Consider the following 13157-nt stretch of genomic DNA (forward strand, 5'->3'; position numbering starts at 1 on the left):
CAGGCTCGTGGTGATCTCCCAGCGGCGTCGGGCCCTCGTGGCCCGACGCCGCTGTGTCGTTGAGCTACGGTTGTCGAATGACTGCCACCTGGAGCCGCAAGCTCATCGCATCCGCCGCCGCCGCCGTCGCGACCATCGTCGTGGGCTTCCTGGGGGTCATGTTCGTCACGTTCGTCGGCTACCAGTTCGCCGGGACGATCTTCGCCCAGGCGAGTCCGTACTTCTTCGAGAGCACGATCATCACCTTCGTGCTGCTGCTGATCGTGGGCGTCGTCGGCCTCTACCGGTACCGACTCCTCGCCCTGCTGGGCGGCGCCGCCCTCGCCGTCATCGGAGCGCTCCTCGGGCTCATCGTCCAGGTGGCGACGACGGGGCAGCCCATCGACAGCACCGTGCTCGGCAGCATCGTCGCGACGCTCATCAGCCTCAACCTCGTCTTCGTGGTCGTCGTCGCGCTCTCCGCGGCCTTCATCGGATACCCCGTGTACTGGATGGTCGTCCGCACGCAGGACGCCGTGCTCGACGACGGACGCCGCATCGCACTCGTGCGGATGCCCGCCTCCAACCTTGCTGAAGGCCTCGTGACGCACCTGGAGCGCACGCCGATCGACACCGAACTCGCCGACAAGCAGTGGGACGCGTACGTCGCAGCGTTCGACGCCGCCGGCTGGGACACCACCGAGGTCTCCTGGGCCGACCAGCTCGCCGACTCCGTCTTCATCGAGGACGCCGTCATCGTGATCGGCGACGTCGCCGTGGTGACCCGACCGGGCGCCGAGAGCCGTCGCCCCGAGGTCGTCGCAGCCGAGACCACCGCACGTGAGCTCGGCCTCCGGATCCACCGCATCGAGGGCGAAGGCACCCTCGAGGGCGGCGACGTCCTCCGGGTCGGCACGACCGTCTACGTCGGTCGCAGCGGCCGCACCAACGCCGAAGGCGTCCGGCAGCTCCGAGCCATCCTCGCGCCGCTCGGGTTCGACGTCGTGGCGGTCCCCGTCACGACCGCCCTCCACCTGAAGTCGACCGTCACCGCGCTCCCCGACGGGACCGTGCTCGTCCACCCCGACCTCGTCGAGGACCCGTCCTTCTTCGGTCGCCACCTCGTCGTGCCCGAGCGCGAGGGCGTCGCGGTGGTCGAACTCGCGGAGGACACCGTGCTCATCTCCGCAGCCGCTCCCAAGACGGCCGCGCTGCTCGAGGACCGCGGCTACACCGTGGTCCAGGTGGACATCAGCGAGTTCGAGAAGCTCGAGGGCTGCGTGACCTGCCTGTCCGTGCGGGTCAGCTGAGTCGATCGTGGAGCAGCAGGCTGGAGCGCGCGGGGGTCGGGATCTGAGCCGGAGGACCGTCGCGCAGCGACTGGACATCCCGCTCGAGATGGCCAGGCACCACGGGATCCCGCCGTTCTGGTCGACGGACCAGTTGGCGGCGTTCCTGGCCGACCCGCCGGCCTGGTACGTGCAGTCACGCGCGAACCGGACCGGGAAACGGCCGGTCTGGGTGGAGTTGCGGTGCACGATCTGCGGCACCATTGAGACGCTCCGCCCGAAGAAGTGGTGGCCGGAGTTCTCGATGGTGAGCTGCTCCTGGCACGGCGCCGACGAGCTGCCTCCGGTGCCTGAGGGCGCCCGTCGGCGCGAGGTCGACGGCATCGGAGCCTTCGTCGGCATCGTCGACGAACCGACCTCCTGACGACGAGCGCACCCGGTCCGGTGCGTGCAACCGCATGGATCCCTTGCAGCCCGACGGCCGATTCCCATAGTCTGGTCTGCTGCGCCGAACCTCGTTCACCGTGATCGGTCGCCGTCCGCGTTCGAGTGCGACCTGTGCACCCGGCCCGCGGCTCTCGCCCCACAGGATGAGGAGGATGCCATGACACTCTCGAACCACACCGCGCTCGCGCCGACGGTCGATCGTGCACGCTCCGCCTCGAGCCGCCGCCCGGTGGCCGTCCCGGCGCCAGCCGGACGCGACGCCGCAGCGGACGCCGACGCTTAGCACGAGCGCCAGGCAGTCCACCTCACCATCCGTCCGGCCTCGTCCGGGCCCGTCACCGGATGCTGCGACCTCGCACAGCGACCTCGCCGTCCGGCCGTTCCACGACCATCATTCCGTCGGTGATCGACGTCACCGACACTCTCGCAAGGAATCCTCGCAATGACTCCGCTCGGCGATGAACGCCGTCCTGTCCAACCGCGTCAGAGCACCTTCCGTGCCCTGATGCGGATCTACCCGTTCGCGAAGACGGCCATGCCGCGGATCGTGCTCGGCATGGTCGCCGCGCTCGTCGCCGGCCTGGTGGCGCTCGCGATCCCGCTCGTGCTGCAGGCCCTCGTCGACGGCCCGCTCTCGACCGGCGACTCCTCGCAGATCTGGCCGGCGGTGCTCGTGGTCCTCGCGCTCGGTGTCCTCGAGGCGGTCATGATCGCGCTGCGCCGCTGGTTCGTCCTGACTCCTGGGACGCACGTCGAGGCGCGGATGCGCAATGCGCTGTTCGCCAAGCTGCAGGACCTCCCCGTGACCTTCCACGACCGCTGGCAGAGCGGGCAGCTGCTCTCGCGCGCCGTCAGCGACCTCGGACTCATCCGCCGGTGGATCTCGTTCGGCTTCGTGCTCCTGATCGTCAACGGTGTCACGATCGTCATCGGTGCGGTCATCCTGTTCACCTGGAACTGGCTGCTCGGACTCATCTTCATCGCGCTCGCCATCCCCGTGTGGGTGTTCGGGTTCACCTTCGAGGGGCGGTACTCGGTGATCGCCCGGCGCAGCCAGGACCAGGCCGGTGACCTGGCGACCGCCGTCGAGGAGTCCGTCCACGGCATCCGGGTGCTCAAGGCGTTCGGTCGAGGCAAGCACGCCCTGCGGAGCTTCGCGTCGCGCGCCGAGGACCTGCGGGGCACCGAGATCGAGAAGGCGAAGGCCATCGCGGGGATCTGGTTCTGGCTGGTCCTGTTGCCCGACGTCGCCTTCGCGCTCTGCCTGTTGGCGGGGGTCTGGCTCGCGTCGATCGGCGAACTCACCGTCGGTCAGCTGTTCGCCTTCTTCGCGACGGCCACGATCCTGCGGTTCCCGATCGAGTCGATCGGCTTCCTGCTCGCGATGACCTTCGACACCCGTACGGCGACCGACCGGTATTTCGAGGTCATCGACTCGGTCAACACGATCACCGACCCCGAACACCCCGAGCGCATCCGTGAACCGCGTGGTGAGCTCGTGTTCGAGGACGTGCACTTCCGCTACCAGGACGCACCCGACCGCTACGCGGACGTGGTGAACGGCGTCGACCTCCGTCTCGAGCCGGGGGAGACCATGGCACTCGTCGGTCTCACGGGCTCCGGGAAGTCGACCATCACGGCACTGACCACCCGCCTGTACGACGTCACGGGCGGGCGGATCCTGCTCGACGGGGTCGACATCCGGGCGCTCACGCGGGAGGACCTGCGCCGGCACATCGCGATGGCGTTCGAGGATGCGACCCTCTTCTCCGCGAGCGTCAAGGAGAACGTCCTCCTCGGGCGGGACGACATCGACCTCGACTCCGCGGAGGCCGATCGGATCCTGCGCGAGGCGCTCGACATCGCCCAGGCCGGGTTCGTCGACGAACTGCCGAACGGCGTCGAGACGATGGTCGGTGAGGAGGGGCTCAGCCTGTCCGGTGGGCAGCGTCAGCGGCTCGCACTCGCGCGTGCGGTGGCCGCGCGGCCGGAGGTGCTCGTGCTGGACGATCCGTTGTCGGCGCTCGACGTCGACACCGAGGCGCTCGTCGAGGCGGCACTCCGCCGAGTGCTCGCCTCCACCACGGCCCTGATCGTCGCCCACCGGCCGAGCACCGTCACCCTGGCGGACCGCGTCGCCCTCCTGGAGGACGGTCGCATCACCGCCGTGGGTCGCCACAGTGAGCTGTTGCAGCACAACGCCCATTACCGCTATGTGATCTCGAGTCTGGAAGACGACGAACGAGAGTCCAACCGCCAGGAGGTGAACCTGTGACCCCGCCGACGACCGTTCACGGAGTGGAGGGTGAGGAGCGCGACGACCTCACCCGTGACGAGTCCGTGCACATCCGGCGCCGTTCGCTGCGCCTGCTCGGATCGCTGCTCGCGCCCCTGCGCCTGCGCGTGATCGCCGCCATGACCATCGTCGTGGTGTCGACCGCCGCCCAGGTCGCCGGGCCCGCGCTGATCGCCCTCGGCATCGACCGCGCCCTCCCGGCCGTCCTGGAACGCGCCGACTGGATGCCGGCCTTCCTCGTGGTCGGCGCGTACCTGCTGACCGGCGCCGCCGGTGCGACGCTGATCTCCTGGTACACCGTGCTCGCCGCTCGGATCAGCCAGGCGATCCTGATCGACCTGCGGAAGCGCGTGTTTCTGCAGACACAGCGGCTCAGCCTCGACTTCCATGAGAGCTACACCTCGGGTCGCATCATCTCCCGGCAGACGAGCGACCTCGACTCCATCCGCGAGCTGCTCGACTCCGGCATCAACCAGCTCGTGTCCGGCGTGCTGTACATGGGGTTCACGGCCGTGGCCCTCGTCCTCGTGGACTGGGTCAGCGGGCTGGTGCTGCTCGGGTCGCTCATCCCGCTGTTCGTGCTCACGCGCTGGTTCCAGCTCCGCTCGCAGCGGATGTTCCGCGAGTCGCGAGTCCGGTCGGCGAAGCTCATCGTGTTCTTCGTGGAGGCGATGACCGGCATCCGCGCCGTGAAGGCGTTCCGGAAGGAGCGGCGGAACGAGCGCGCGTTCGGCGAGCTCGTGGAGCAGTACCGCGACACCAACGCCCGGGTCATCCAGCTGTTCGGGGTGTTCGATCCCGGACTGGTGTTCATCGGCAACGTCTCCGTCGCCGTGGTGCTCCTCGTCGGCGGGTTCCGCGTCGCGGACGGACAGCTCGCGATCGGAGCGCTGCTCGCGGCGCTCCTCTACACGCGCCGGTTCTTCGACCCGATGGAGGAGATGGCGATGTTCTACAACTCCTACCAGTCGGCCGCGGCGGCACTCGAGAAGATCTCCGGCGTGCTCGAGGAGCGTCCCGGGGTGCCCGACCCGGTCGCGCCGGTCGACCTGTGGACATCGCAGGGACGGATCACCTTCGACGACGTGACGTTCGCGTACGCCGCCGACCGGGTGGTGCTCCCGAAGTTCGACCTCGAGATCCCCGCAGGGCAGACCATCGCGCTCGTCGGCACGACCGGTGCGGGCAAATCGACGCTCGCGAAGCTCATCAGTCGGTTCTACGACCCGACCGACGGTGCGGTGCGCCTCGACGGCATCGACCTGCGCGACCTGCACCCGAAGGACCTCCGTCGGGCGATCGTCATGGTGACGCAGGAGGCGTACCTGTTCTCCGGCTCGGTCGCCGACAACATCGCGTTGGGCAAGCCCGACGCGACGATCGAGGAGATCACCGCCGCAGCGAAGGCCGTCGGCGCGCACACCTTCATCGAGGCGCTGCCGAACGGCTACGACACCGACGTGAACAAGCGCGGTGGTCGGGTCTCGGCCGGCCAGCGGCAGCTCCTGTCGTTCGCACGGGCGTTCCTCGCGGATCCGGCCGTGCTGATCCTCGATGAAGCGACCGCTTCGCTCGACATCCCGAGCGAGCGACTCGTCCAGGAGGCGCTGCAGACCCTGCTCGCGGACCGTACCGCGATCATCATCGCGCACCGGTTGTCGACCGTCGCGATCGCCGACCGGGTGCTCGTGATGGAGCATGGCCGGGTGATCGAGGACGGCGCGCCCGCGGAGCTCATCGGCGGGACGGGTCGGTTCGCCGCGATGCACGCCGCCTGGCGGTCTTCGGTCGGCTGACCCGGACCGCCCAGGCGTGTCCACGGGGTCCTCCGGTGACGGAGTGACCCCGTGGGCACTACACCTCGTCGCGTCGACCTGCCACAATGAGCGGATGACCAGTCTGGAACCGCGTTCGCTGCGTGTCGCCGTCGCGGACGACGCGGTGCTCCTCCGGGAGGGTGTCGCGCAGATCCTCAAGGCGGGTGGTCACGACGTGGTCGGCTCGTTCGGCTCGGCGGTCGACCTGGTCGATCGCATCGACGCGGGGCTGCAGCTCGACGCCGTCGTGCTCGACATCCGGATGCCGCCCACCCACACCGACGAGGGCATCGTCGCCCTCGAGCAGTTGCGGGCGTCGGGCTTCGCCGCCGGGGTGCTCCTGCTGAGCACCTACGCCGTGCCGTCCTACGCGGTCCGCGCGCTCGGCTCCGGTGGTGGCACCGGTTACCTGCTGAAGGATCGCGTCGCCGACTCCGGGACGCTCGTCGACGCCGTGGAGCGCGTGGCGGCGGGTGAGTCCGTCGTGGATCCCGAGGTCGTCTCCCTCCTCGTCGCGGAGCGGACCCGGTCGGACGGTCTTGACCACCTCACGGAGCGGGAACGTGAAGTCCTCACCCTCATGGCCGAGGGGCGGTCGAACTCCGGCATCGCGAAGGCGCTGGTCGTCAGTCTGAAGACCGTCGAAGCACACATCAGCCGCATCCTGGCCAAGCTCGGACTCGAGGACTCTCCGGCGGACCACCGCCGCGTCCTCGCGGTCGTGCGATGGCTGGAACACACGGATGGCTGACGGTCGCCCACACGGACGGGCGACATCGCTGCCGATCCCGGCGCCGGCCGGCCGCGGTCGACTGCCGTGGCCGCTGCGACTCGGCATCCTGCTCGCCGCCGCGCTCGTGTGCGTCCTGTCGGTCGTGTTCGGCGTCGTCCAGCCGGGCGTCGCCGACGGCAACGGTCTGCCCTGGTTGGTGGGCCACCTCGCGGCGCTGGTGGCGGCGGGGCTGATCTGGTGGCTGGCTCCGACGGCCACTCCGGGGTGGGTGATCGTCGGGTACGCACTGGCCGAGACGGCCTACATGTGGGCGTACGGCGTCGACGCGGGCTGGCTCTGGCCGCTCCTCATGTCGATCTCCGTGCTCCCGGGGGTCGCGCTGGTGTGGCTCGCGCTGGCCTTCCCCGCCGGGCGGCTGCGGCGCGGCTTCGATCAGCGGCTCGTCATCACCGCATCGGTCTACCTCGTCACCTATGCGATCGTGACGCTCCTGGTGACGCCGAACCACGTGCTCGACGCGAGCCACGAGCGGAGTCGGTACGCCGTCCTCGCCGCCGGAGACGTGGCCGACGTGCTCGGTCGGGTCCATGCGGGTGTCATGGGCGCCTTCGCGGTCGTCGTCGCGGGTGTCGTGCTGCTGCGATGGGCGCGGAGCAGCGGAGCGGCCAGACAGGTGGCCTTCATCATGCCGGTCGCGTTCGTGTTGTGGCTCGTCATCGGGGTGGCGTGGTCCCTCGTCCGCCTCGGGGGATGGCCGGAGCACCTCCGGCTTTTCGTCGAGGACCTCAACGCGTTCTCGGTGGTGCTCGTTCCCGCGGCGTACGCGACGGGTCTCATCCGGATGCGGACGATCCGCGCCAGGGCCGTCGACCTGGTGCAGACCGGACAGCTGAGCGAGACCGGCCACGACCGCTGGGACGGTGCGGTGAAGACCGTCCTCGGCGACCGCACCGCCCGGCTCGTCTGGCCGGGATCCCAGCGGACCACCGACCGGGACCCACGCGGTCGGGCGATGTCGAGCGTCGGCGATGCGGACGCGCCGCTCGTGTACATCGAGCACGACGCGGCACTGCTCGACAACCCGCAGTTGCTCCGGTCGGTGTCGGCGTCGCTGCGCATCATGATCGACAACGAACGACTCACCGCTGAACTCCGCCACTCGTTGCGGGAGGTGAGCCGATCGCGGTTGCGCATCGTGCAGGCGGCCGACGAAGCGCGACGGCGGGCGGAGCGAGACCTGCACGACGGCTCGCAGCAGCAGCTGTTCTCCGTCGCCCTGCGACTCCGGATGGCGAGCGACGCGGCACGCGCCGACGGCCAACTCGCCCTGGCCGACGGCCTCGAGACCACCATCGATCAACTCGCGAGCGCCATCAAGGAGCTCCGCGAGCTCGCCCGAGGACTGCATCCGGCGCTCCTGGCCGAGGGGGGACTGGTGCCGGCGATCGCCGAACTCGGGCGCCGGTGCACCGTCGTCACCAGGGTCACCGTCGAGCTGCGCGAGCGGCCCGGGCAACTCATCGAGGCGACCGTCTACTACGTCGTCTCGGAGTGCCTGGCCAACGTCACGAAGTACTCCGGGGCGTCCAGCTGCGAGGTGGTCGTCTCCGACGAGCCCGACGGCGGGCTCCGGGTCGTCGTTGCGGACGACGGGGTCGGCGGTGCCGATCCTGCGCGGGGGAGTGGGTTGCGCGGCCTCGCGGACCGGGTCGACGCCGTGGGCGGGACGATGCGCGTCGAGAGCCCGGTCGGTGCCGGGACGGTCGTCTCGATCCACCTTCCCGGCTGATCGGGCGCGAATCCGGTCAGTACAGTAGCGCCTCGCGGCCCAGGCGGTATCGCCCGCCGCTCATCGGGACGATCGGTGTGCCTTCGGCCTCGTAGTGCTCGAGCGCGCGATCCTCGTGCCCCGTCGGAGGGAGACCGCCCGACCGGACGACTCGCCACCAGGGCACGGCATGCCCGTACTGCGCCATCACGCGACCGACGCCACGAGCCGACTTCGACCCGATGATCGACGCGACCTGGCCGTAGCTCAGGGCGCAACCCTCGGGGATGTCGGCGACGACGGCCAGTACGGCCTCGGCGAACGCCTCAGCCGAGTCCGTCGGTGACGACCCGCTCACGGCCTCAGAGACTGATGCTGCCGATGGTCTCGCCGTACTGGGTCTCGCCGACGGGAGTGAACCCGACGCGGAGGAAGAACGCCTCGGGACCGAGATCACCGGGCTCGTAGATGACGTTGACGTGGTCGAAGTCACGCTGCTTGGCCTCCTCGATGAGCGAGGCCACCGCGAACCGGCCGACGCCCCGGCCCTGGTCGTCGGCGTCGACGTTGATGCGCCACAGGGCGGAGCGGAACTCCTCCTGCGTCGACTCGTGGTCGAAGTTGGCGGAGATGAAGCCGACGACCTCGTCGCCGTCGAGGATGACGCGCTGCCAGGAGGTGGCGGGGTTCACGACCGCGGCGGCGACCGCGTAGGACACCGGGGCGATGAACTGCTCCTGCCCGGGTTTCATGGTGAGCGCGTTGACCGCCACGATCGTCGATGCGGACAGTTCTTCCAGACGCAGCTCAGCCATGTCCTTAGGCTAACCGGTCGAGCCGACCGCGGATAGTCCGGCCCCCGGGCGACACGCGGTGACCGCCGACTTCCACGGCCGACCCACAGCTGGGGTCGTGGACGGAACCAGGCCATCCGCAACTGTCTCGATGTCAAGAGACCTGGCGGGTCTTGTAAGCTAGGGCGTGGCCGTGCCGTCCACCTTTCGGATGCGGTCTCCTCCATGCCATGCGGAGCACTCCACCGCGTGCGCACCTCCGTAGGCCGCTCGGCTCAGGGCGGCATCAGAAAGGACAACCAGTGTCGAAGATCAAGGTCGAAGGCACCGTCGTCGAACTCGACGGCGATGAGATGACTCGCATCATCTGGCAGTTCATCAAGGACTCGCTCATCCACCCCTACCTCGATGTGAACCTCGAGTACTACGACCTCGGCATCGAGAAGCGTGACGAGACGGACGACCAGATCACGATCGACGCCGCACACGCCATCCAGAAGCACGGCGTCGGCGTCAAGTGCGCGACCATCACCCCCGACGAGGCCCGTGTCGAGGAGTTCGGTCTCAAGAAGATGTGGCGGAGCCCGAACGGCACCATCCGCAACATCCTCGGCGGCGTCATCTTCCGCGAGCCCATCATCATCTCGAACATCCCGCGTCTCGTGCCCGGGTGGAACAAGCCGATCATCATCGGCCGCCACGCGTTCGGCGACCAGTACCGCGCGACCGACTTCCTGTTCAAGGGCGAGGGCAAGCTCACGGTCGAGTTCACGCCCGACGACGGTTCGGAGCCGCAGAAGTTTGAGGTCTTCCAGTCGCCCGGCGACGGCATCGCACAGGTGCAGTACAACCTCGACGCGTCGATCCGCGACTTCGCGCGTGCGAGCCTCAACTACGGCCTGAACCGCAACTACCCGGTGTACCTCTCCACGAAGAACACCATCCTCAAGGCCTACGACGGCCGGTTCAAGGACATCTTCCAGGAGATCTTCGACGCGGAGTTCAAGGAGCGGTTCGAGGCTGCCGGCATCACCTACGAGCACCGACTCATCGACGACATGGTCGCCTCGGCCATGAAGTGGGAGGGCGGTTACGTCTGGGCCTGCAAGAACTACGACGGCGACGTGCAGTCCGACACCGTGGCGCAGGGCTTCGGCTCGCTCGGTCTCATGACGAGCGTGCTGGCCACGCCCGACGGCAAGATCGTGGAGGCGGAGGCGGCACACGGCACCGTCACGCGCCACTACCGCCAGCACCAGCAGGGCAAGCCCACGTCGACGAACCCGATCGCCTCGATCTTCGCGTGGACCCGTGGCCTGCAGCACCGAGGCGTGCTCGACGGCAACCAGGAGCTCATCGAGTTCGCGGCGACCCTCGAGGACGTCGTCATCAAGACGGTCGAGTCCGGCGCCATGACGAAGGACCTCGCGCTCCTCGTCGGCCCCGACCAGGCCTACCAGACGACCGAGGAGTTCCTCGAGACCATCTCGGCGAACCTCAAGGCACGCCTGGCCTGATGACGTCGGCCTGACCGACACCAGCACCATACGGACGGGGTCCGGGAGCACACGCTCCCGGGCCCCGTCCGCCGTTCGGGTCTCGACGCCGGTGCCAACGGTCGTGTTAGCGTCGATGGACCACCTCGACGACGAAGTGAGGACCATCGATGTCACCGATGACGAGAAGACAGTTGCTCGCCTGGGCTGCAGCGGGTGGTGCGACCGCGCTCCTGGCGGGCTGTTCCACCCCGGGGACGGTGTCGCCGAACACCGGTCCGACGATCGCCCCGGCAGCCGCCGGCGAACGGATCACGCTCACGTACTGGGCCTGGTTGAAGGACCTCCAGAAGGTCGCGGACGTCTGGAACGCCGACCACCCGAACGTGCAGGTCGAGGCGGTCTGGATCCCCGGAGGCAACGACGGCGGGTATCAGAAGCTCTACTCGGCGCTCGCCGCGGGTGGTGGTCCGGACCTCGCGCAGGTCGAGATGCGGACGCTCCCCGAGTTCCTGCTCGTGAACGGGTTGGTCGACCTCCGGCGCTACGGCGCGGACGAGGTCGCGTCGCGGTACAACGAGACCCTCTGGAACCAGGTCTCCTACGTCGACGGGGTCTACGGGATCCCACAGGACTCCGGTCCGATGGCGCTCTATTACCGCCCGGACCTGCTCGACCGGGTGGGCGCGAAGCCCCCGGCCACCTGGGACGAGTGGTTGCAGGTGGCCGGGGCGGTGCGCGAGGCCGACATGTACCTGGATTGCTTCGCCCTCGACGACGCCTCGTGGTTCGCGGCCATGGCGACCCAGGCCGGCGCGTCCTGGTTCCGTGTCGACGGCGACCGGTGGATCGTGGACATGACGGACGACGCGACCCTGGAGACGGCCAGATTCTTCGACCGGGCCATCGACGAGGGCGTCATGACCACCTCCTACAGTCAATTCTCACCGGCCTGGTTCGCCGCTGCGGCGAAGGACTCGATCGCGTCGCTCGCCGGAGCCAGCTGGGGAGACGCCCTCCTGCAGGGCGTCTCGGGGGCCGAGGGCAAGTGGCGGGTCGCGCCGTTGCCCCGGTGGGGGAGTGAGGGGTACGGCTCGACCTTCCAGGGCGGGTCCACGGCTGCCGTCCTCGCGAACAGCGCCCACCCGAGGGAGGCGCTCGAGTTCGCCGTGTGGATGACCACGAGCGACGCCGGCATCGACGCCATGATCGAGCACTCAGGCATCGGGTGGTCGCCGAACGACGCCTACATCGGCGCGCGCCGGCAGCAACCGAGCGAGTTCTTCGGGGGCCAGAACTACAACGAGGAGGTCTTCGTGCCGGCGGCCAAGGAACAGAACAACGAGTGGCAGTGGTGGCCACTGACCCAGCAGACCTTCAACATCCTCGCCGACGGGTTCCGGGCCAAGGCCTCGGGCGGCACCCTCGTGGACGCCGTGGTCCAGGGACAGCGCGACGTCATCACCGCCTTCCGAAACAAGGGCCTCCGGATCGAGGCGGCGTCGTGAGCGCCGTCACGGAACGCCCGGCGCGCGGTGTGGCGGACGACCCGTCGCGGTCGGGAGCGCAACGACGACGCCGGACCTCGGTCGCGGCTCCGTGGGTGCTCCTCGGACCGTTCCTGGCGCTCTTCGTCCTCACCTTCATCCTGCCGATCATCGTCGCGATCGGCAGCAGCTTCCTCCGGGTCTCACGGAAGGGCGTCTTCGGCGAGGAAGGTGTCACGACCGAGTTCGCGTGGTTCTCCAACTACGCCCAGGCCCTGGAGAACGGCAACTTCATCGCCTCGATCGGCCGGATGCTCCTCTTCGGCGTCGTGCAGGTCACGGTCATGATCGCCCTGTGCACCCTGCTGGCGCTCCTCCTCGAGTCCGCCTCCGCGAAATGGCCGGGCTTCTTCCGGGCCGTGTACTTCCTGCCCTACGGCATCCCCGGCGTGATCGCGACGATCCTCTGGTCGTTCCTCTACGTCCCGGGACTCAGCCCGATCATCGACATCGCCGGGGCGATGGGGATCGAGCTCGACTTCCTCGGCGCAGGCACCGTGCTCTGGTCCATCGCCAACATCGTGACGTGGACCTACACCGGCTACAACATGATGATCATCGTCGCCCAGTTGAAGGCCATCCCCGGCGAGGTGTACGAAGCCGCGAAGGTCGACGGCGCCGGCCCGTTCCGCGTCGCGATGAGCATCCAGCTCCCGCTCATCCGGCCGGCGCTCATCCTCACGACCGTGTTCTCCATCATCGGCACGCTCCAGCTCTTCGCCGAGCCCCAGGTGCTGCAGACCGTGTCGCCCGCGATCGACAACGAGTACACGCCGAACCTCAGCGCCTACACGACCGCGTTCGCCTACAACGACTACAACGTCGCCGCAGCGCAGGCGGTGCTCATCGCCGTTGTCGCGTTCGCGCTGTCGTTCATCTTCCTGCGTCTGACGTCGAGGAGGGCATCATGAGCGAGACCCGGAGCATCACGACCGCGACCTCGTCGAAGCGAGCCCAGCGGCTGAGCGATCAGCAGGGTCGGCCGGGTGGA

The 13157-nt window shown here is 68.8% G+C and carries 12 protein-coding genes; 10 read left to right on the plus strand and 2 right to left on the minus strand.

Annotated elements, in window-relative coordinates; translation table 11 throughout:
• Positions 1-77: 77 nt before the first annotated feature.
• From ddaH to ACLIME_RS01210, 7 genes are all read left to right on the plus strand, one after another.
• Positions 78-1289 carry a dimethylargininase gene (ddaH, locus tag ACLIME_RS01180; protein ID WP_159877999.1) on the plus strand — a complete coding sequence of 404 codons (1212 nt, stop codon included), beginning with the start codon at positions 78-80 and terminating at the stop codon, positions 1287-1289.
• Positions 1290-1377: 88 nt separating this feature from the next.
• Positions 1378-1692, plus strand: a complete 315-nt coding sequence (locus ACLIME_RS01185; protein ID WP_411558814.1) for a hypothetical protein — start codon at positions 1378-1380, stop codon at positions 1690-1692.
• Positions 1693-1872: 180 nt separating this feature from the next.
• Positions 1873-1998 carry a hypothetical protein gene (locus ACLIME_RS01190; protein WP_256377204.1) on the plus strand — a complete coding sequence of 42 codons (126 nt, stop codon included), beginning with the start codon at positions 1873-1875 and terminating at the stop codon, positions 1996-1998.
• A gap of 159 nt (positions 1999-2157) precedes the next feature.
• Positions 2158-3990, plus strand: coding sequence for an ABC transporter ATP-binding protein (locus ACLIME_RS01195; RefSeq protein ID WP_159878001.1), 1833 nt, complete (start codon positions 2158-2160; stop codon positions 3988-3990).
• Positions 3987-5807 (plus strand): ABC transporter ATP-binding protein, encoded by a 1821-nt coding sequence (locus ACLIME_RS01200; RefSeq protein ID WP_411558019.1) that lies wholly within the window; start codon positions 3987-3989, stop codon positions 5805-5807. The genes ACLIME_RS01195 and ACLIME_RS01200 overlap by 4 nt, the downstream gene beginning before the upstream one ends.
• A gap of 94 nt (positions 5808-5901) precedes the next feature.
• On the plus strand, positions 5902-6579 hold the full coding sequence (locus tag ACLIME_RS01205) for a LuxR C-terminal-related transcriptional regulator (RefSeq protein WP_123539688.1): 678 nt from the start codon (positions 5902-5904) through the stop codon (positions 6577-6579).
• Entirely contained in the window at positions 6572-8350 is a 1779-nt protein-coding gene (locus ACLIME_RS01210; RefSeq protein WP_411558020.1) for a sensor histidine kinase, read from the plus strand. Before ACLIME_RS01205 ends, ACLIME_RS01210 begins: the two co-directional genes overlap by 8 nt.
• A 16-nt stretch (positions 8351-8366) precedes the next feature.
• Here ACLIME_RS01210 and ACLIME_RS01215 read toward each other — a convergent pair whose 3' ends face one another.
• Together ACLIME_RS01215 and ACLIME_RS01220 are read right to left on the minus strand one after the other, a co-directional pair.
• Positions 8367-8687: an MGMT family protein gene (locus tag ACLIME_RS01215; protein ID WP_064296644.1), complete on the minus strand. Its 321-nt coding sequence runs from the start codon at positions 8685-8687 to the stop codon at positions 8367-8369.
• 4 nt (positions 8688-8691) lie between these two features.
• Entirely contained in the window at positions 8692-9144 is a 453-nt protein-coding gene (locus ACLIME_RS01220; RefSeq protein WP_079705295.1) for a GNAT family N-acetyltransferase, read from the minus strand.
• 281 nt (positions 9145-9425) lie between these two features.
• Between ACLIME_RS01220 and ACLIME_RS01225 the strand changes: the two genes are divergently transcribed.
• The 3 genes from ACLIME_RS01225 to ACLIME_RS01235 all read left to right on the plus strand — a co-directional run bounded on the left by ACLIME_RS01225 (position 9426) and on the right by ACLIME_RS01235 (position 13077).
• A complete protein-coding gene (locus tag ACLIME_RS01225; RefSeq protein WP_064296642.1) occupies positions 9426-10640 on the plus strand; it encodes an NADP-dependent isocitrate dehydrogenase in 1215 nt (404 codons plus the stop codon).
• 149 nt (positions 10641-10789) lie between these two features.
• Positions 10790-12127, plus strand: coding sequence for an ABC transporter substrate-binding protein (locus tag ACLIME_RS01230; protein ID WP_159878005.1), 1338 nt, complete (start codon positions 10790-10792; stop codon positions 12125-12127).
• A complete protein-coding gene (locus tag ACLIME_RS01235; RefSeq protein WP_370582582.1) occupies positions 12124-13077 on the plus strand; it encodes a carbohydrate ABC transporter permease in 954 nt (317 codons plus the stop codon). The genes ACLIME_RS01230 and ACLIME_RS01235 overlap by 4 nt, the downstream gene beginning before the upstream one ends.
• The last annotated feature ends 80 nt before the right edge of the window (positions 13078-13157 follow it).

Source organism: Plantibacter sp. MPB07, from assembly GCF_046619465.1.
GTDB lineage: Bacteria > Actinomycetota > Actinomycetes > Actinomycetales > Microbacteriaceae > Plantibacter > Plantibacter auratus.

Coding starts and splice junctions, on each gene's coding strand:
- ACLIME_RS01205 (WP_123539688.1), top strand. CDS start 5,902: ATGACCAGTCTGGAACCGCGTTCGCTGCGTGTCGCCGTCGCGGACGAC.
- ACLIME_RS01220 (WP_079705295.1), bottom strand. CDS start 9,144: ATGGCTGAGCTGCGTCTGGAAGAACTGTCCGCATCGACGATCGTGGCG.
- ACLIME_RS01230 (WP_159878005.1), top strand. CDS start 10,790: ATGTCACCGATGACGAGAAGACAGTTGCTCGCCTGGGCTGCAGCGGGT.
- ACLIME_RS01195 (WP_159878001.1), top strand. CDS start 2,158: ATGACTCCGCTCGGCGATGAACGCCGTCCTGTCCAACCGCGTCAGAGC.
- ACLIME_RS01185 (WP_411558814.1), top strand. CDS start 1,378: ATGGCCAGGCACCACGGGATCCCGCCGTTCTGGTCGACGGACCAGTTG.
- ACLIME_RS01210 (WP_411558020.1), top strand. CDS start 6,572: ATGGCTGACGGTCGCCCACACGGACGGGCGACATCGCTGCCGATCCCG.
- ACLIME_RS01190 (WP_256377204.1), top strand. CDS start 1,873: ATGACACTCTCGAACCACACCGCGCTCGCGCCGACGGTCGATCGTGCA.
- ddaH (WP_159877999.1), top strand. CDS start 78: ATGACTGCCACCTGGAGCCGCAAGCTCATCGCATCCGCCGCCGCCGCC.